19 protein-coding genes, 1 tRNA gene, 1 pseudogene and 1 riboswitch are annotated in these 18,527 nt (G+C 66.8%); of the genes and pseudogenes, 6 read left to right on the forward strand and 15 right to left on the reverse strand.

Going from position 1 to position 18,527, the window contains the following annotated elements; translation table 11 throughout:
* Positions 1–125: 125 nt before the first annotated feature.
* From JWM94_RS11055 to JWM94_RS11080, 6 genes are all read right to left on the reverse strand, one after another.
* Positions 126–884, reverse strand: a complete 759-nt coding sequence (locus tag JWM94_RS11055; RefSeq protein WP_299426520.1) for an ABC transporter ATP-binding protein — start codon at positions 882–884, stop codon at positions 126–128.
* Positions 875–1,852: an iron ABC transporter permease gene (locus JWM94_RS11060; protein WP_299426523.1), complete on the reverse strand. Its 978-nt coding sequence runs from the start codon at positions 1,850–1,852 to the stop codon at positions 875–877. The genes JWM94_RS11055 and JWM94_RS11060 overlap by 10 nt, the downstream gene beginning before the upstream one ends.
* The gene (locus JWM94_RS11065; protein WP_299426526.1) at positions 1,849–2,652 is read right to left on the reverse strand and encodes an ABC transporter substrate-binding protein; all 804 of its coding nucleotides are present in this window, start codon (positions 2,650–2,652) and stop codon (positions 1,849–1,851) included. Before JWM94_RS11065 ends, JWM94_RS11060 begins: the two co-directional genes overlap by 4 nt.
* Entirely contained in the window at positions 2,649–4,604 is a 1,956-nt protein-coding gene (locus JWM94_RS11070) for a TonB-dependent siderophore receptor (RefSeq protein WP_299426529.1), read from the reverse strand. Before JWM94_RS11070 ends, JWM94_RS11065 begins: the two co-directional genes overlap by 4 nt.
* A 120-nt stretch (positions 4,605–4,724) precedes the next feature.
* Positions 4,725–4,914: riboswitch (cobalamin riboswitch) on the reverse strand.
* Positions 4,915–4,944: 30 nt separating this feature from the next.
* On the reverse strand, positions 4,945–5,562 hold the full coding sequence (locus JWM94_RS11075; RefSeq protein WP_299426574.1) for a methylated-DNA--[protein]-cysteine S-methyltransferase: 618 nt from the start codon (positions 5,560–5,562) through the stop codon (positions 4,945–4,947).
* Between the two features lie 2 nt (positions 5,563–5,564).
* Complete coding sequence (locus JWM94_RS11080) at positions 5,565–6,266, reverse strand: 2OG-Fe(II) oxygenase (protein WP_299426532.1); 702 nt, start codon at positions 6,264–6,266, stop codon at positions 5,565–5,567.
* 155 nt (positions 6,267–6,421) lie between these two features.
* Here JWM94_RS11080 and JWM94_RS11085 point away from each other — a divergent pair, with 155 nt between their 5' ends.
* On the forward strand, positions 6,422–7,111 hold the full coding sequence (locus JWM94_RS11085) for a PilZ domain-containing protein (RefSeq protein WP_299426535.1): 690 nt from the start codon (positions 6,422–6,424) through the stop codon (positions 7,109–7,111).
* Between the two features lie 59 nt (positions 7,112–7,170).
* Here the strand turns inward: JWM94_RS11085 and JWM94_RS11090 are convergent.
* Positions 7,171–7,245, reverse strand: a tRNA-Val gene (locus tag JWM94_RS11090).
* A gap of 34 nt (positions 7,246–7,279) precedes the next feature.
* Positions 7,280–7,657 carry a cell cycle two-component system response regulator CpdR gene (cpdR, locus tag JWM94_RS11095; RefSeq protein WP_299426538.1) on the reverse strand — a complete coding sequence of 126 codons (378 nt, stop codon included), beginning with the start codon at positions 7,655–7,657 and terminating at the stop codon, positions 7,280–7,282.
* A gap of 122 nt (positions 7,658–7,779) precedes the next feature.
* Between cpdR and JWM94_RS11100 the strand changes: the two genes are divergently transcribed.
* Complete coding sequence (locus JWM94_RS11100; RefSeq protein WP_299426541.1) at positions 7,780–8,628, forward strand: N-formylglutamate amidohydrolase; 849 nt, start codon at positions 7,780–7,782, stop codon at positions 8,626–8,628.
* Positions 8,629–8,864: 236 nt separating this feature from the next.
* Here the strand turns inward: JWM94_RS11100 and JWM94_RS11105 are convergent, their stop codons facing one another.
* Complete coding sequence (locus JWM94_RS11105; RefSeq protein ID WP_299426544.1) at positions 8,865–9,641, reverse strand: SapC family protein; 777 nt, start codon at positions 9,639–9,641, stop codon at positions 8,865–8,867.
* Between the two features lie 62 nt (positions 9,642–9,703).
* Positions 9,704–11,149 (reverse strand): FAD-binding oxidoreductase, encoded by a 1,446-nt coding sequence (locus tag JWM94_RS11110; protein ID WP_299426547.1) that lies wholly within the window; start codon positions 11,147–11,149, stop codon positions 9,704–9,706.
* A gap of 78 nt (positions 11,150–11,227) precedes the next feature.
* Between JWM94_RS11110 and JWM94_RS11115 the strand changes: the two genes are divergently transcribed.
* From JWM94_RS11115 to JWM94_RS11125, 3 genes are all read left to right on the forward strand, one after another.
* Positions 11,228–11,692: a hypothetical protein gene (locus JWM94_RS11115; RefSeq protein WP_299426550.1), complete on the forward strand. Its 465-nt coding sequence runs from the start codon at positions 11,228–11,230 to the stop codon at positions 11,690–11,692.
* Positions 11,693–11,775: 83 nt separating this feature from the next.
* Positions 11,776–13,203: a DEAD/DEAH box helicase gene (locus JWM94_RS11120; protein WP_299426553.1), complete on the forward strand. Its 1,428-nt coding sequence runs from the start codon at positions 11,776–11,778 to the stop codon at positions 13,201–13,203.
* 8 nt (positions 13,204–13,211) lie between these two features.
* A complete protein-coding gene (locus JWM94_RS11125; RefSeq protein WP_299426556.1) occupies positions 13,212–13,400 on the forward strand; it encodes a DUF1289 domain-containing protein in 189 nt (62 codons plus the stop codon).
* 120 nt (positions 13,401–13,520) lie between these two features.
* Here JWM94_RS11125 and JWM94_RS11130 read toward each other — a convergent pair whose 3' ends face one another.
* From JWM94_RS11130 to JWM94_RS11140, 3 genes are all read right to left on the reverse strand, one after another.
* Positions 13,521–14,144 (reverse strand): glutathione S-transferase family protein, encoded by a 624-nt coding sequence (locus JWM94_RS11130; RefSeq protein ID WP_299426559.1) that lies wholly within the window; start codon positions 14,142–14,144, stop codon positions 13,521–13,523.
* Between the two features lie 82 nt (positions 14,145–14,226).
* Positions 14,227–15,099 carry a dienelactone hydrolase family protein gene (locus tag JWM94_RS11135; protein WP_299426562.1) on the reverse strand — a complete coding sequence of 291 codons (873 nt, stop codon included), beginning with the start codon at positions 15,097–15,099 and terminating at the stop codon, positions 14,227–14,229.
* 103 nt (positions 15,100–15,202) lie between these two features.
* Positions 15,203–16,303, reverse strand: coding sequence for an MBL fold metallo-hydrolase (locus JWM94_RS11140; protein ID WP_299426565.1), 1,101 nt, complete (start codon positions 16,301–16,303; stop codon positions 15,203–15,205).
* A gap of 58 nt (positions 16,304–16,361) precedes the next feature.
* Here JWM94_RS11140 and JWM94_RS11145 point away from each other — a divergent pair, with 58 nt between their 5' ends.
* On the forward strand, positions 16,362–16,508 hold the full coding sequence (locus tag JWM94_RS11145; RefSeq protein ID WP_299426568.1) for a hypothetical protein: 147 nt from the start codon (positions 16,362–16,364) through the stop codon (positions 16,506–16,508).
* 305 nt (positions 16,509–16,813) lie between these two features.
* Here JWM94_RS11145 and JWM94_RS11150 read toward each other — a convergent pair whose 3' ends face one another.
* Positions 16,814–17,497 (reverse strand): cell cycle transcriptional regulator TrcR, encoded by a 684-nt coding sequence (locus JWM94_RS11150; RefSeq protein ID WP_299426571.1) that lies wholly within the window; start codon positions 17,495–17,497, stop codon positions 16,814–16,816.
* A 93-nt stretch (positions 17,498–17,590) separates the two neighbouring features.
* Positions 17,591–18,527, reverse strand: a pseudogene (locus JWM94_RS11155) (glycosyltransferase family 4 protein); the annotation flags it as partial.

The raw sequence follows: 18,527 nt of genomic DNA on the forward strand, positions 1-18,527 counted from the left end.
CCCCCGCTCCGCCCGAATGGCCGACGATATGATGATCGATGATACGCATGATTGTCTCCTACCGACCCGCGGCCCGGCGATTTTGTCTGTAATTAAATTACTTTTGGCACAAGCCGGTTCCGCTGTCAGCGGTCAAGCCGCTCGACCGGTATGCAGATCGGATGGCCCGGAACCGCGACGAGCCGCACGCCGAACAGCGCGCCGAGGCGATCCGGGGTCAGGATGTCGGGCGCGGACCCGGACGCGACAATCCGCCCACCGTTCATCAGGATCGCGTCGTCGGCAACCCGCGCTGCCTGTGCGAGATCGTGAAGCACAGCGACCACTCCCGCCCCGGCCTGCGCGACGGCGCGCAACCGGTCGAGCAGGTCGAGCTGGTGCGCGGGATCGAGGCTCGCCAACGGCTCGTCAGCGAGCAACCACCGGGGCTCCCCTGCCAGCACGCGTGCGAGCAAGACACGCGCGCGCTCGCCGCCCGACAATTCACCGACGCGGCGATCGGCCAGCGCGCCGGTATCGGTCGCCGCCAGCGCCGCCGCGATCGCCGTGGCATCGGCTACCGACCCGGTGCGGTGCGGCAGGCGCCCGAGCGCGACAACATCCTGCACGATCATGTTCCACGCGACATCGCCCTGCTGCGGCAGATAACCGACCATCCTGGCGCGGGCATCGAGCGGCATGGCGGCGACTCTCTCACCATCGATCGCGACCGATCCGCCAGTCGGGCGTACCAAGCCCGCCACCACGCGCAACAGGCTTGTCTTGCCCGCACCGTTGGGGCCGAGGATCACCGTGACGCGACCCGGCGCGATACTGGCCGACACGCCGTCGAGCACGCGGCGGCAGCCGAGATCGAGCGTCACATTATCGAGCGTTAGCGCCATTGCCGCGCTCCTTCGCGGAATAGCAGCCCGAGGAAGAACGGCGCGCCGATCAACGCCATCACCACGCCGAGCCGCACCTCGCCCGCGCCCGGCGCGAGACGGCACAGGCTGTCGGCGACGAGCGTCAGCGCCGCCCCGCCCAGCGCGCTGGGCACCAACAACGCCGACGGCTTCGCCCCGAAAACAGGGCGCAGCAGATGCGGCACGACCAGCCCGACGAACCCCACCACGCCGGTCACCGCCACCCCCGCGCCGACCGCGAGGCCGGTGCCCAGCACCACCGTCCAGCGCAGCCGCGACAGGTTCGCACCGAGCGATTTGGCCGCATCCTCGCCCAGCGCCAGCGCGTCGAGCGCGCGGCCGGTAGTCAGCAACACCAATATCCCGCCGAGCATGAACGGCGCAGCGAGCATCATGTCGGCGATGCCGCGATCGGTCAGCGCCCCCATCAGCCAGTCGATCGCCTCCGCCACCGCATACGGATTGGGCGCGATCGAGATCAGGAACGCGGTCAGCGCGCCCGCGAGGCTGGCGAGCACGGTGCCGGCAAGCACGAACACCACCGGGCTTTGCGCGCGCGCAGTGAGCAGGCCGAGCAGCGTCATCGCTCCGCCCGCCCCCGCCATCGCCCAGCCGAACTGCCCGAGTCCGCCCGCCGCTGTGCCGAGCCCGAGTACGATCGACGCCACCGCGCCGAGCGCCGCGCACGACGACACGCCGATCACGGTGGGGTCGGCGAGCGGGTTGCGCAGATAGCCCTGCAACACCGCACCCGACAGCCCCAGCACAGCACCGAGCATCGCCCCGAGCACCGCCCGGGGCACGCGCAGCTCGACGATGATCGCCCAGCGCGGATCGCTACCGAGCCATGCGTCGAGCGGTAGCCATTGTTTACCCGCGGCGAGCGACAGGCACAGCGCCGCCGCAACTAAGGCGGCGAGCAAAGCGAGGCGAAGCGCACGATTCATCGGACTATGTTCGCACGGATCGCGGCAAGCCGCTGCATCGCCGGAATGATCGTCGGTCCGCCGCAATTGACGAGCGAGCGCGGGAAGCGGGCCTCCGCCACCCTCAACCCAGCGCGTGCCAGCACGCGGCGGCGGAGCGTCGCGGTGCGGCCGTCCGGATCGGGGTCGAGGATCACCGCCGGCGGATCGCGCATCACGCGCTCGATCGGGATGGCGCCAGACGCCGTCGCCTTGGCGTTGGTGCCGAATCCGGCGCGGCCGAGCATTTCGGTCAGCAAGGTCGGGCCGCCATTGGCGAAATTCTCGGAAATGAACAGCAAGGCGGATGGCCGAGCGGCATCCTTTGGCGCAGCCGCCGCGACCGCCACGTCGATCCGCGCGATCAGCCGCTCACCCGCCGCTTGGGTGCCCAATGCCGCCGCGACTTGCCGGATCTGGCCGCGGCTGGCGGCAATCGTCGTCGGCGAATCGAGCAGCAGTACCTTGAGCCCGAGCCGCTGATACGCGCGGAGCGTCGCGGCGGGCGTGAAACTGGACGCGAGCACAAGATCGGGTTTGAGCGCGATCACTTCCTCCGCCGTCCCCGCCGTCCCGCGAAACCGCCGCGCGACGTCGAGCGGGATCGAGGTTGCCGCTTCTTCCTGCGAATAATGGCTGATCGCGGCGATCCGCCCGGGCGGCGCCAGCGCGAGCAGCAACTGGTCGGCGCAGGGGTTGGTCGACACGATCCCGCCGATGCCGGCGGGCTGCGCGTTGCAGCCCGCCAGCACGAGCGCGATCAGGGCGACCCCAGCTCTCACTCGAACCGGAGCCGGATGCCGCCATAGGCGGCGCGGCCCGGCGTGCCGTAGCCCTTCACCACGGTATATTTCTCGTCGAACACGTTATCCACGCGCCCATAGATCGATAACTTTTCGCCGACCGGGAAGTCCGCGCGCAACCCGAGGACGGTATAGCCGTCGAGCCGGCTGAAATTGCCGGGATCGTCGAAACTGTCGCCGACGCTCAGCACCGTCGCGCCGACGTTCAGCTTGAACGGCGTCTCCCAGTCGACCGACGCGCTGACCGATTGATGCGGGCGCCGAGCGAGATCCTTGCCGACGAACCCCGCCGACAAATTGGTCGAATCGATGAAGCTGTACGATCCGCTCAGCGTCAGCCGGTCGGTCGGACGCACGTCGAGCCCGAATTCGAGGCCCTCGGCTTTGGTCCTTGCGATGTTGTTGTAGCTGAACGTGTTCTGATCGAAATCGATCTGGTTGATGGTGTCGCGGTGGAACCAGGTCAGGCTCGCCTTGATCTTGCCGTCGACCAGCCGCTGCTCGATCCCGACATCGTAGCTTTGCGCGGTTTCGGGGCGGAGGTTGGGGTTGCCCAGCCCGAACGACCCGAACAGCTGAAACAGCGTCGGCGCCTTGAACCCCTCGGCATAGCTGCCGCGGATCGTCGTATTGGTGGGCAAGGTATAGACGGCGTTGGCGCCCCAGGTCGTATGACCGCCGAATTCCGAATCGTCGTCGTAACGCACGCCGCCAGTCAGCGTCAGCCGGTCGACCGGCGAGACGATCGCCTGACCGTACACGCTGGTCACGCCGCGCGATTTGACTACCGTGCCGTCGGTGAAGCGCGTGTCTTCATGCTCCGCGCCGCCGACCAGCCGCACCGCGTCGCTCAGCGCGAAGTCGCCCTGATAGGTATAGCGCTCGCTGCGCCCTCGTCCGAAAAAGCTGAGCGCAGGACTGAACCGCGGATCGAAATTGTCGCGGTTGATGTCGGCGATACTGAACGCGACGCGGTTGTGGAACCGGCCGTTCGCCAGATCGACCTTCAGCCCAGCATAGCCGTACAATTCCTGCGTTTTGGCGTATTCTGGCGTGTCGATCTGCGCGTAGGGGAAGACCGACTGAAACCCGTCGATATCGGCCCTGCTGTCGGCATAATAGCCGCGCAAATCGAGGCTGATGCTGTCGGTGAAGGCGATTTCGATCCGCCCGGTCGCGCCGTACTGGCGATATCCGTCGGGTTCGGTGCCCCCTGAAAAAGCCGAAATCCCGTCACTCTTCAGATAACCCGCGTTGAACGAGCCCTTGAAGATCCCGCTGCTTCCCGAAACCCCCGCGTTGGCGACGACCGTATCGAAGCTGCCATATTCGACATTGCCGCGCGCTTGCAGCCCGCTCGTCGGTTGTGCAGTGACGACGTTGATCACCCCGCCGATCGCCTGGCTGCCCCATGGCACCGAGTTTGGCCCGCGTAATATCTCGACGCGATCGACCGACCCCGACAGCAGATTGGCGAAATCGAACCCGCCGCCCGGCGACGAGGGGTCGTTGACGCGAACGCCGTCGATCAGCGTCAACGTCTGTTCGCCCTCGGCGCCCCGGATGCGTACCGCGGTGAAGCCGCCCAGCCCGCCGTTGCGCGTCACGGTAATACCCGGCGTGGTCGCCAGCAGGTCGGACAGTGCGACGGTCTGGCGCCGCTCGATCGTCTTGCGGTCGATCACCGTGACCGCCTGCCCGATCTCGTCGGGCGATTCGACCACGCCGGTCGAGGTAATCACGATGTCGCCGCGCGAATATTTCGGCACCGAGAAGACGCCGACGATGTCGTTGGCGGTTTCGTCGATCACTTCCCGATCGGATTGGTCGGCGGGCTTTGGATCGGGCGGCGGCGTGCTTTGCGCAAAAGCGGGCACGGCAAAAACAATGGCGGCAAGCGCCGACGAAACGAGGATGGATTTCTTCAACATTGGACATGACCCCATCAAAGGGCCGTCGCCGGATGCCAACACGACACCCGACCGCACGGCCCAGTTCATGTCGTTCACGCGAGGGTGCTCCCTCGTTCGCTCGGCACACCCCGTCCGCGCGAAGGATCGACCGTGGCGGGCAGGTCTCCTGGCTCCCGGGTCGATGCGGACGCTCCACCTTCCCAGGCTCGCGCCCAGTGGCATATCGGAGCGACCGCTATCCGGTCACAGTTGCGGGGGCAGCGCCGGTCTCGTCACCGGACTTCCCTCTTGCTCCGCCTCGCGGCGAACCCGTCACGGCGAGGCGTCTAGGGGCTTTGCTGCGGCGCGGCAAGCGCGCTCAGAAACCGAACGATTGCTGGGGCGAAGGCCTGGGCGCGACCGGCGCGGCGGCAGTCTCGATCCCCTCCAGCGCGAGCATCCGAGCCTTCGCCACCGACCCGCCGGGCGCGGAAAACCCACCGACCTTGCCGCCCGCCGCGAGCACGCGGTGGCACGGTACGATCAGCGGAATCGGGTTCGCCGCCATCGCCTGCCCCACGTCACGGGCGAATTCGGGGCCGGCACCGAGCGACTTCGCGACCGCGCCATACGTCGTGCTTTCGCCCCAACCAAGCGAGCGCACCGCATCATAGACTTGCGCGAAAAACGGCGATTGCTCGCCCAGATCGATCGGGATCGCGGTCAAATCGACCTGCTCGCCCGCGAAATAGCGTTGCGTTGCCGCGATGATGCCGGCGATTTCGGCCGGCGGATCGGACCGTACCGCGTCGGGCAAGCGCCGTAACAGCGACCGCTCGGACTCGCTCGCGCTTCTCGCGGGCAAGCGGAACGCAGTCACCCCGCGACCGCTCCAGCCGATCGCCGCAAAACCGTGCGCGGTTTCGAAGACATGGTATCGATTCATCGCGTCACCCTCCTGGACTATGTCGGACACCCCGCGCCGCATCGCAACCATCGTCACGCCGCATCGTGAAAGATGATGCCGAGGGTGTGGCGCTGCCCGCGCCGCACGCGGCTGACGCCGTGGCGCATCGCGACGCGATAATCGCCGCGCCCGCCCTTCTGGGGCCGGCTGTTGACCGCGAATACTATGCCGTCGCCTTTGCCCAGCGGCACGACTTCGACGCGCGATTGCATGCGCGGGCGCTGTTCGGTCAACACGAACTCGCCGCCGTCGAAGTCCGCGACTGGCGCCGACAGCAGTACCGCGACCTGCAACGGAAAGACGTGCTCGCCGTACAAATCCTGGTGCAGGCAATTATGATCGCCGGGACCGTATTGCAGCAGCAGCGGTGTCGGGCGCGCTTGCCCGCCCTCGCGGCAGCGCGCCAGGAACGCGGTATGCTCCTCGGGAAACCGCGCGGCCATACCCATCCGCTCGTGCCAGCGGTTCGCGATCGGCGCGAAGTGGGGATAGAGACCGATGCGGAGCGCCTGCACGAGCGGCGGCAACGGATAGGCGAAATAGCGATACTCGCCGCGCCCGAACCCGTGCCGCGCCATCACGACATGGCTGCGGAAGGCATCGCCCGGACCGTATAGGGCGGCCATGGCGTCGCATTGCCCCGGCTCGAGCAATCCGGGCAGCAGCGCCCAGCCTTGCGTGTCGAGGTCATCGGCGATGGCAGGCCAATCGCGCGTGGATATGGGGTTGGTCATCCCAACGACATAGCGCGACGCGCGATCCGCCCGCACTCCGCCGCTTGCGTTCGAACGACCCTCGCCAGCAACATGAACTGAAACAAGAACCTATATGTGTTATACATCTGGATTACGCTTCGCCTCACGCAGGCGAATGCATCATTGGACCCAAAGTGACCGAATCCTCGCATGACACGGAACATGCCGACCCGTCAGCGGCGTCGGAAAAACGTGCTGGTGCCCCGCGCAAGAATCTATTTCTGTCCGCCGTGATCGAATCCAGCGGGATCAGGGCGCCGGTTCGCATCAGAAACCTCTCGGAAACGGGTGCGATGCTCGACGGTGCGGCGCTGCCGCATGTCGGGGCAACCGCCATTCTTCGACGGTCCGAAATCGAAATCGGAACGACGGTGATATGGCGCAGCGCCGGACGGTGCGGCGTCAAGTTCGAGGGTGTGGCGTCGGTAGACGAATGGGTTGCGGGTGCTCGCCTGCCCAATGTGGGCTTCGGCCACGGTCAAACGCGCGTAGACGCCATCCAGGCGGCGATACGAGGCGGCACGTTCGCCGCCGTAGATGAAACGCCTCCGGACACCGCCACGGTCAGTGCCGCGGAGCTGGATGCTCGGATCGCCGAGGAGTTTGCGTATATCGCGCGGCTGCTGGACGACGTAGGGGACGAATTCACCGACGATCCGCTCATTCTCCAGCGTCACGGTCAGGCGCTGCAGAATCTCGACATCGCATGCCAGCTTCTGAATCAGCTCGCCGCAATCACGGGCGCCACAGATCGCGCGGCATCGGTCGCAGCGGTGACGATGGGAGAAATGAAAAACCGGCTCCAGCGCAAAACGATGTTCTGACCGCGTGCGTTCGCCCGAACGAAAAAGCCCGTCAGGTCGCTGACCTGGCGGGCTTTTAATGGTGGGCGTAGCAAGGATTGAACTTGCGACCCCTGCGATGTCAACACAGTGCTCTACCACTGAGCTATACGCCCACGAGGCGCGGGCTCTAGCGAAGGCCGCCGTCGCCTACAACCCCCCGCTCGCGCTTTCCGATTCGAACATGCGGTCGACCTCCATCACCAGGTCGCGGAGATGGAACGGCTTGGACAGCACGCGCGCCTGCGGCATCTGCTTGCCCGCGCGCAACGTCACCGCGGCGAAACCGGTGATGAACATCACGCGCATCGCGGGCGCCATCTCGGCGACCTTCTGCGCGAGCTCGATCCCATCCATTTCGGGCATGACGATATCGGTCAAGAGCAGGTCGAAATGCTCGGCCTCGATCAGCGGCAGCGCGGCAGTCCCGCGATCGACCGCGGTGACGGCATAACCCGACCGTTCCAGCGCGCGCGTGAGGTACTCGCGCATCACGGTGTCGTCTTCGGCCAAGAGAATCCTGATCATTGCGCCCCGCCGCGAGTGTTCGAAGCGCCATTTTATGCGCCAAGGACTTAACATTTTCCAGCGCTAGCGAGACCCGTATCGGCACAATTGCCCGTTTCATCCCGGCGGCGTACGGTCACGTCATGGCCGCCCCCTCGTTCGACCGCATCGGGACGATTCCGCCGAGCAGCCCGGTGGTCGTGTCGGTGCCGCATGCCGGGCGCGATTATCCGCTGCAATTGCGCGCCGCCGCCGCGGTCCCGGTCGCGTCGATGCTCGCGCTGGAGGATCGCCACGCCGATACGCTGGCGCTCGCCGCGCGCAGTGACGAGACGATGATCCTGCAGCGTCGCGCGCGCGCCTGGATCGACCTCAACCGCGCCGAGGATGAGCGCGACCCGTTAATCGACGACGGCGCAAAGCCGATCCCGGCGGGGGCCGCAGCAACCAAGTTGAGGAGCGGCCTGGGCTTGATCCCACGCCGCGCGGCGCCCGGGGTGACGTTGTGGCGCCGCCGCCTCGGCGACGACGAAGTGCGGCAGCGGATCGCCGAGGATCACCGTCCGTACCACGCCGCGCTAGGCGAAGCGCTGACGGCGGCGCACGACCGATTCGGGGCGGCGTTGTTGATCGACTTGCATTCGATGCCGCCGCTGCCCGGCCCGTTATCGGCGCGGATTGTGCTGGGCGACCAGTTCGGGCGCAGCGCGGGCGCGCGGCTGGTGCACCGGCTGGAAGGCGAAATTGCCGCCGCCGGGCTGACCGCGGCGCTCAACACGCCTTATCCGGGCGGGCATATTCTCAGCCGGCACGGGCGTCCGCATGACGGCGTGCACGCGATTCAGATCGAAATCGACCGTCGACTCTACCTCGATGCGGGGTTCAACGCGCCGGGCAAAGGGCTGGCCGCGACCGCGGCGCTGCTCCGCCGCCTATTCGATGCCGCTGCCGATGAATTGCTCGGCGGAGAACTCGCGCTTGCGGCGGAATAAAAAACCGCCTCGGAATTACCCGAGGCGGCCTAGGTTCAGGGAGGAGGCGCATCCGAAGACGCGCCCGCACGGCCCCGCGAAAGGGGGGACACGAAGCCGTGTACTGCATTAACTAAGCAGCGGGTGGTTTGGTTTCAAGTGCGGGCGGCCGCCGATTTGCGCAAACAAATCGCGGACTCGCCACGGCGGGCAGCGAGGCTGCGGAGCAGTCTCGTCTGACGCCGTGGCGTTTGCCCTTAAGCCTGCGGCTCCAGCACCGGCGCCGGCATCAGCCCCAATTGCACCTGCCGCGCAAAGATTTCGCGCATCACCGACAGCGAGAACAGGTGCGCGTAGATCAGCGGCAACAGCCCCGACTGGACGATCTTGCGCAGCTGGTCGCCGCGCAGCGCGGTCAGCTTTTCCTCGTTGATCATCTGGAAGCCGGAATAGATGAACGGTTTCTCGGCGCCTTCGGGCTGGATCGACACTTCGCCGTCCATCAGCAGGTCGAGTTCCTTGATCTCCGCCATGAACGCCCCGGTGCGCGCGCCCGCCTCTTCGAACTGCTGGTTGAATTCCAGGATGTTCTTGACGATCGGGGTCGCCTCACCATTCTCGAACAGCGCGTCGCCGTCCTCGAAGTCGCCGATCGTCGGCGAGGTCGGATCGAAGCACAAGGTCAGTTCCTCGGCTTCCGGGCTCAGCTTGGCGAGCAGGTACGGATAGCGGCGGATATAGGCCGGGACGTAGGTATAGGGATCGCGCAACTGGCCCTTCTCGTCGAGGAACACGTTGATGCCCTCGTTCAGCCCCATCAACGCGAGCGGCACCGAATCGTCACCCTGCGAGAAGATGATCGGCATCTGGCGCTGGACCAGCGGGAATTCGTCGACCGTCAGCGGGATCGCATGCTGCTTCATCAGGAAGTCGGCGCCCTCGGCGGGGCGGACCTTGAACTTGGCATGCGCCTCGCTCGAGAGCGGTTCGAGCGTGTTGTAGAACAGGGGAAGCGATTGCGGCGCGCTGGCCATGGGGAATACTCCATCGAATCTTGTGAACGCGGGCGCGCGGGCACCCGCCAAAGGCGTGCGCCTTATGGTGTGTCGCGCGCGGGCGCAAGTGTGACCAGCTTGCCGGGGTTCATCAGCTCATGCGGATCGAAAGCACGCTTGATCGCACGCAACGCCGCTTGGCGCGCGGGCGGCGACAAGCGTTCGAGTTCGCCCAGCTTCATCTGGCCGATCCCATGCTCGGCCGAAATCGACCCGCCGGCGGCGACGACCAGGTCATAGACCATGTGGCTCGCTGCCTCGCCCACCTCGGCGCGCCAGCGGTCGGCGTCGGCGCCGGCCGGCGCGTTGACGTGGAAATGGACGTTGCCGTCGCCGAGATGCCCGAACGCGCTGCAATGGACGCCGGGGAACGCCTTCTCGACCCGTTCGCTCGCCGACTCCATGAAATCGGGCATGGCGTCGACCGGCACCGAAATGTCGTGCGCCATCGTCGGCCCCTCGGCGCGCTCCGCTTCCGAGATCGAATCGCGCAGACGCCAGAATGCCGCGGCCTGTGCCTCGTTCGCAGCGACCACCGCGTCCTGCGCCAGTCCGTCGGCAAGCGCGGCCTGCATCAATTCCTCGAGTGCGGGTTTTGCGGTGTTCGGCGCGGGCGCGACGTAATCGACCAGCACCAGCCACGCATGCTCCCCATCGAGCGGTGGCCGCGTGTCCGGTATATGCTTGAGCACGAGATCGAGTGCCAGTTTAGGGACGAGTTCGAAACTCTCGATCGCCGTGCCCGACCGGCTTTCCATCGCGCGCAGAATTTTGAGCGCCTGTCCCGGCGACTCGACCCCCAGCCACCCCGTCGCGCGATCGATCACCGCAGGCACAAGCCGCAATGTCGCGGCCGTGATCACGCCGAGCGTCCCCTCGGCCCCGACCAGCAAATGGTCGAGGTCGTAACCGCGATTGTCCTTCTTCAACGCCACCAACCCGTCGTGGCGCGAGCCGTCGGGCAGCACCGCTTCGATCCCGGCGACCAGCGAGCGCATCGTCCCGAACCGCAGGACTTGCGTGCCGCCGGCGTTGGTCGACGCCAGCCCGCCGATCGTGGCGCTCCCCCACGCGCCCAGCGTCAAAGGAAAACGCATGCCCCGCGCCTCCGCCGCCGCATGCATATTGGCGAGGATCACCCCGGCCTCCGCGATCGCCAGTCCGGCCGCCGGATCGATCGAGCGAACCCGGTTCATTCGCCTGAGCGACAGGATCAGCGCCGATCCGTCCGCCGGCGGCGTGGCCCCCCCGACCATCGAGGTATTGCCCCCCTGCGGCACCAGTGCCACGCTGAGTTCGTGCGCGCGCCCAACCGCGAATTGCACGCCGTTGGTGCTGTCGGGCGCGATGATCGCGGGCGCTTGCCCATGAAACCGCCCGCGCCAGTCGGTCAGCCACGGCGCGATATCATGCGCGTCGGTCGTCACCGCCTTGTCGCCCAGCCGCGCGCGCACGGCCTCGATCAGATTCTGCTGCGCTGGCGTCATGCGGCGCGGGCTAGCATAGCGCCATCGACCCGCCAATTCATTCGCCGTTCAACATCCGGCCTTACCAAGGCGCGCTTCATGTCGCATTCGCTCGCCACCCTCGCGATCCTGATCGCCTCCGCCAGCGCGGCGAGCGCGTCCGCGCCGACGAATGGCGACGGTATGGGGCAAGTGTCGATCACCGGGCGAGTCGTCATCCGGGTCGAATCCTCGGCCGCTCCCGTCGCCGCGATGCGCGCGATGCCGGTGCCGGTCCGCTGGGTCGAGAAGAGCGGTCCCAAATGCATCGCCGCCAACCTGCTTGCCGGGGCGATCGTCAACGATAGCGACAGCGTCGACCTGGTGCTCAAGGGCGGTACCCGGCTGCGCGCGCAGCTCGACGACGATTGCGCGGCGCTGGGCTATTATGGCGGGTTCTATCTGAAGACCGCGGCCGATGGCCAGGTCTGTGCGCATCGCGACACGATCCGCACGCGCACCGGCGAATCGTGTTCGATCGGCAAGTTCAAGCGGCTGGTCGCCAAGCCGGGAAAACAGCGCTAACCTTGACTTTGCACGCCTAATCGGCAAGCGCGCACGGCAGACGCGCAGCGCTTGGCCGCGCCTCTCTTTTATCCGGAATTCACATGCCCTTTGCCGACCTCGGCCTATCGGATGAATTGCTCCGCGCCGTGGAGGAGTCGGGCTATACCGAGCCGACCCCGATCCAGGCGGCGACCGTCCCCTCTGTCCTGATGATGCGTGACATCATCGGTATTGCGCAAACCGGGACCGGCAAGACCGCGGCGTTCGTGCTGCCGATGATCGACATATTGGGCGAAGGCCGCAGCCGCGCGCGGATGCCGCGCAGCCTGATCCTCGAGCCGACGCGCGAACTCGCCGCGCAAGTGGCCGAGAATTTCGACAAATACGGCAAGTATCACAAGCTCTCGATGGCGCTGCTGATCGGCGGCGTGTCGATGGGCGACCAGATGAAGGCGCTCGAAAAAGGCGTCGACGTGCTGATCGCGACCCCGGGGCGCCTGATGGACCTGTTCGGGCGCGGCAAGATCCTGCTTACCGGTTGCAACCTGCTCGTCATCGACGAGGCCGACCGCATGCTCGACATGGGATTCATCCCCGATATCGAGGAAATCTGCACCAAGCTGCCCAAGCAGCGCCAAACACTCCTGTTCTCGGCCACCATGCCGCCGCCGATCAAGAAGCTGGCCGACAAGTTCCTGTCGAACCCCAAGACGATCGAGGTCGCGCGCCCCGCCACCGCCAACGTCAATATCAAGCAATGGCTGGTGCCCGTCTCGTCGTCGAAGAAGCGCGACAAACTGGTCGAGCTGTTGCGGCACGAAGACGTCCGGACCGCGATGATCTTCTCGAACCGCAAGACCACGGTGCGCGAGCTCAACAAGGCGCTGCAGCGCCAGGGCTTCCGCTCGAGCGAGATCCACGGCGACATGGAGCAATCGCAGCGCATCGCCGAACTCGACCGGTTCAAGGCGGGCGACGTCAACATCCTGGTCGCCAGCGACGTCGCGGCGCGCGGGCTCGACATCAAGGGCGTCAGCCACGTCTTCAACTTCGACGCGCCGTGGCACCCCGACGATTACGTCCACCGCATCGGCCGTACCGGCCGCGCCGGTGCCACCGGGGTCGCGTTTACGCTCGCCACGTCGGAAGACGCCGAGAATATCGCCAATATCGAAAAGTTGACCGGCCTCAAGATCGACCGCTACGAAGGCGCGGCCGACGAGGAACCGGCGGCGCGCAGCCCGCGCGGGCGCAAGCCGGCGGCGAAGAAGGCGGAGCCGCGCGCGGAAGCGCCGGCTGAAGCGAAACCCCCGCGCGAACCGCGTGAGCCCCGTGCGGAACGCCCTGCGCGCGAAGAGCGAGAGCGCCGCGCCGAGCGTCCCGCGCGCGAACCGCGTCCGCCTCGGCCTGAGTCCGCGCCGCGCACACGCCAGGCCGAACCGCATGACAGCCCCGATGCCAATGACGATGGGGGGGGCTGGAACGGCCCGCTGCCCGGCTTCCTCAGCGCGAAGCTTACCGCCGACTGATTTCGCGCGTGTCGTTGCCCGATTTCATCAGCTTCGTGCCCGTGCAGGCGATCGCCAGCCCGTGCGTCAAGGTCTGCACCATCGGCAAGAACCGGCACTGCGAAGGCTGCCGCCGCTCGATCGACGAAATCGCGCGCTGGACCAGCATGACCGCTGCGGAGCGCGACGCGGTGATGCTTGAGTTATCGACCCGCTAAACTCTTCGTCACCCCGGCCTTGAGCCGGGGTCCCGCTCCGTTGCCGACGAAGTAGAAGCGGGATGCCGGACCAAGTCCGGCATGACGGCCTGTTTCACCGCGCCTGCCGCCCGCTTGGCATCACGCCATCTGGTTGGTTGCCTGCAACTGGTCGTCGAGCTCGTTGCCGCGCTTGTACGCGTCGCGCGCGGTCAGCCGCTCGACGTACGCCGCGAAGGCGTCGCGCTGCGGGATCGTCCCGAACTGCGTGCCCCAGATCACCTGACTGCCAACATAGACGTCGGCCATCGTGAACGCGGCGCCGGCGATATAGTCGGCCGTCGCCACCGCCGCTTCGAGCACGTCGATCGCCTGATCGTAGCTGCCATAGCCGAACATCCGGCCTTGCTCGGGCTTGGGCACGAACCCGGCGGCATTATTGGTCACCGCCGCCTCGACCGGCCCCGCCGCGAAGAACAGCCAGCGGTAATAATCGGCACGGTCGGCGGGCGCGGGCGTCAGGCCAGCGTCTGGGAACGCGTCGCCCAGATACGCACAGATCGCGGCGCATTCGGTGATGACCTTGCCCTTGTGCTCGATCGCCGGAACCTTGCCCATCGGGTTGACCGCCAGATATTCGTCGGCCTTCATCGTGTCGGCATAGTTCATCACGCGGACCTCGTAATTCGCGCCGACCTCCTCCAGCGCCCAGCGCGCGATCCGGCCGCGCGACATCGGGTTGGTGTAGAATATCAGGTCGCTCATGATTCTCTCTCCCGAACAAACAGGGAACAGGTTTACTCCAACACCGCAAGCGCGATCAATGCCGCGATGGTAAAGCGTTGAGTCAGAGCGCCTTTTCGAACAGCGCTAGCATCCGGCCCCACGCCTTTTCGGCCTGCGCGGCATTGTAGACCTTGCTGTCGGGCGGGCACCAGCCGTGCATCGTGTCGGCATAGACCTCGATTTCGGCGGGCAGCTTGGCGGCGGCGAATGCGGTCTTCAGCGCATCCTTGTCGGTCGGCGCGCGGGCGTCGTCATTGGCGGCGATCGCGATCAAATACGACGCCTTCATCTTGGGGATCAGCAGATGCGGGCTGTCGGGCTTGTCGCTCACCAGCCCGCCGCCGTGGAAGGTCGCCCCGGCCTTGATCCGCCCGCGGCGGACGGTCGCGGTGCGGAACACCATCGGCCCGCCCATGCAATAGCCGGTCGTCGCCATGCCGCGCTTCTTGTCGGTTTCGGGCTGCTGGTCGATGAACGTGGTGAAGGCCAGCGCGTCGGTGAATTCGGTGTCGGCGGTCAGCAGCTGGTACCACGGCATGATCCGCGCACGCACCTCGGGCTGATCGAACGATTCGCCGGTGGCGAGGAACGGCGCCTTCGTCGAGCGGTAGAATTGGTTGACCACCAGCACGGCATAGCCCGATTGCGCCAGCCGGTCGGCCATCTGGCGGAAGGCGGGGCGCAGCCCCATGATGTCGGGCCAGATCAGCACGCCGGGATGCTTGCCCTTGGCCGGCGCGACGAAATAGGCGTCGCAACTGCCGTCCGGAGTCTTGATCGAAACGTCGCGGTTTTTGATCGCAGCGGCGTTGGCCGGTACGGGGATCATTGCCATCAGCCCGGCAACGCCCGCCAGCGCCCCGAACTGCCGCCGCGATGGGTGTACGCTGGCGAGGAAGCGGTCGTTATCGTCGGCGGTATGTTCGTCGCACATCGGTGTCTCTCCTGAGTCGGATTGAAGGGATGGTAGAACCGATCAGCGATCCAAGAAACTCCCCTCCCTGCAAGGGAGGGGAGACCTAGAGGTGAGCGTCGCGCTAAGACTTAGCCCGCCACCGCCACACCCCATCCGCACCCGTCTCGCGCACCGCCCTTCCCTCGACCTCCAGCCGGCGCAGATGCGCCATCGCCTCGCCGGTCGCCATGCCGAGCATCTCCTGCCCGATCGCGCGGCGGAACAGGCGGCCGAAGCAATCGACCACGCGGCGCGGTTGGGCGGCGCAGAACACGTGAAGCTCGTCGAGCCGTTCGCGATGCTCGCGGTCCATCGCGTCAAGCCGCGTGTGCAGCCCGGTGAACGGGTCGCCATGCCCCGGCAGCACCAGCACGTCCGCCGGCACTTCGCGCTTTAGCTTGGCGATCGAGGCGAACCATTCGCCCAGCGCGTCGGCCTCCGGCTCGGTGATCCCGACCGACACATTGGGGCTGATCCGCGGCAGCACCTGGTCGCCCGCGATGAATACGCCCGCGGCATCGTCGAGCAGGCAGGCATGTTCCGGACTATGCCCCGACCCGACGATCACGCGCCAGCCGCGCCCGCCGATCCGGATCGTTTCGCCATCGACCATCCGGCGGTAACTCATCGGCATCGGCCGCACGATCCGCCCGAAATTCGCCCAGCCGTGCTGCGCCGCGATCTCGATCTGCTCGGCAGACCAGCCCGCGGCGTGGCGGTAATCGGTAACCGCGCGCGGCGTTTCGGGCCGCGCGTCGGCGACCAGCATCTGCGCGGTCAGCCATTCGCCGCGCGTCATCCATAACGGTGCGGCGTGGTGGTCGCACATCCAGCCCGCGAGTCCGATATGGTCGGGATGGAAATGCGTGCCGATCATCCGCGTGACGCGGGTGCCGCTCATCGGCCCCTTGAACACGCTTTTCCACGCGTCGCGAGTCTCGGTGCGGTTCATCCCCGCATCGACGACGGCGACCCCGTCCTCATCATCGACCAGCCAGCAATTGACGTGCTTGAGCGGTCCCGGAACCTTGAGCCGCACCCAGCGCACGCCGGCCGCGACCGTCATCACGTCGCCGTCGGCGGGTTCCGCCCCGCCAAACGGATAGGTCAGCCCCTTGTGACTGGTGGGCACGAAACTCTCGTCCGCGACGAACGCGGCATCGGGGGTGCGGGCGGTGGCCATCGAGTTGCGGGTAGCAACGGATTTGCCCAGCGGCAATCAAAGCTGATAGGACGCGCCCATGGAACCCGCGCCGGTCAAGAATTCTATACTGAAGAACGTCGGCATGGCGATCCTGCTGACGCCGTTCGGCATCGGCTTCATCATCGCAGCGTGCCTGTCGGCCGGCCCGTCCGAGGTCTACAAGGCGCTGCGCCAGCGCGACTAAGCGATTATGCTGGCAATGTTGGGTTTCGCCTGACAGCCTCGCCGTCGCTCTTTCTCATCGTGAGTCGGCGACTAGCGTCGTACCCCGAATTGCCGTGCGCGCTCACGCGCGCGCGACGCGTAGGGGTGCGACTCTTGTGACTTTTGTGTGGCGCGCGCTGGGTGCCAAAACCCCGCTAAGTTTGGACGTCTTCGCCGGACCGCCGACGGCAAAGCCGTCGGCCGGATCGAGCCTGTTGGCTCGTCCGCCGTCCGAGCTGGGCGATGCGCTCCGCGCACCGGCGCGGGCGTAGCCGCGCCTTCGCCTCAGCTCTTGAACAGCGTCTCCGCCGTATGCTGCGTCGGGGCCACGTCGCCCTCGCCCGACGCCAACGCCTCGGCATCGCGCGCCGCCTGGTCGCGCTGGCCGCGCAGCTCGGCGATCAGCGCCTCGCGGTCGCCTTCCAGCCGCGTATCGACCGGGGCGTCGAGCCCCGCCGCCTTCGCCGCCTTCGCCACCGCCGCGTCGAGTTCGCGCTGCGTCGTCAGGCCCAAGGTCACCGGGTCCTTCGGCGTGATGTTGGCCATGTTCCAATGGCTGCGGTCGCGAATCGCCGCGATCGTCGTGCGCGTGGTGCCGATCAGCAGGCTGATCTGGCCGTCGGTGATCTCCGGGTGATTGCGGATGATCCAGTTGATGCCATCGGGCTTGTCCTGGCGCTTGCTGACCGGCGTGTAGCGCGGGCCCTTGGTGCGGCGGACCTGGTCGGGCCCTTTCAGCATCTGGAGCACGTGGTTGGGATCGGCCTGGCCCTTGTCGATCTCTTCCTGCGTCAGTTCGTGCGCGCGCACCGGGTCGCGCCCGGTCAGCTTTGTCGCCGCGGTGTCGTCGGCGATCGCGTTGATCTCGAGGATGTGCAGGCCGCAAAACTCGGCGATCTGGTCGAACGAAAGCGAGGTGTTGTCGACCAGCCAGGAAGCGGTCGCGTGCGGCATGAGCGGCTGGGCCACGAATTTTCTCCGTCGGAAATAAATAGGGCCGCCCCTTTCGGAGCGGCCGTGTCGTGGAGGGGACTTAATGCCAATGGCGGCGCGGGGCAAGCGTTACGCCGCGATAGCCTCGTCGGTGATCGGCACCAGCGCCTGGAGAAACTGGCGCGCGCTGGCGGCCCAGGTGAAGGTCTGACCGTAAGCGACTCACGCCGCGCGGTCACAAGTCAGTGCTTGCGCGATCGCCGCGTCGAGGTTTTCGGCCATCGCGCCGACCTCCGGCGTCAGCACGTCGACCGGGCCGGTCACCGGGTAGGCCGCGACCGGGGTGCCCGACGCCAGTGCCTCGATCATCACCAGCCCGAACGTGTCGGTCCGGCTGGGGAACACGAACACGTCGGCGGCGGCATAAGCCGCGGCCAGGTCGCTGCCGAATTTGGGGCCGAGGAAATGCGCGTCGGTGAACTTCGCCTTGAGGCTGGTCAGCGCGGGGCCGTCGCCCACCACGACTTTGCTGCCGGGGTGTTTGGCGGTGAGGAACGCCTCGATATTCTTCTCGATCGCGACGCGACCGACATAGAGCATCACCGGTCCCGGCAGCGCGCGGATCGCCGGGTCGGGGGCGGCGTGAGCGAAGGTCGCCAGGTCCACCCCGCGGCCCCAGTCGCGCAACCGGGTGAGGCCGTGCGCGCGCAGCGTCCCGGCGATTGACGGCGTCGCCGCCAGGATCGCCTGCGCGGGGCCGTGGAACCAGGTGATGTAGCGCCACACCCATTCGGGGTTCATCCCGGTGCGCGCCGCGACATAGTCGGGGAATTGCGTGTGATAGGCGGTGGTGAACGGCCGCCCGCGGTCGAGGCACCAGCGCCGCGCCGCCAGCCCGAGCGGACCTTCGGTGGCGATATGCACCGCCTCCGCGCGGAACTCGGCGATGCGCTTGCCCACCGCCGTGCGCCCGGCGATGGCGAGGCGAATCTCGGGATAGGTCGGGCACGGCAGCGAGCGAAAGCCGTCGGGGGCAATCACCACCGTCTCATGGCCCATTGCGGCA

Source organism: Sphingomonas bacterium (genome assembly GCF_028289855.1).
Lineage (GTDB): Bacteria > Pseudomonadota > Alphaproteobacteria > Sphingomonadales > Sphingomonadaceae > Sphingomonas.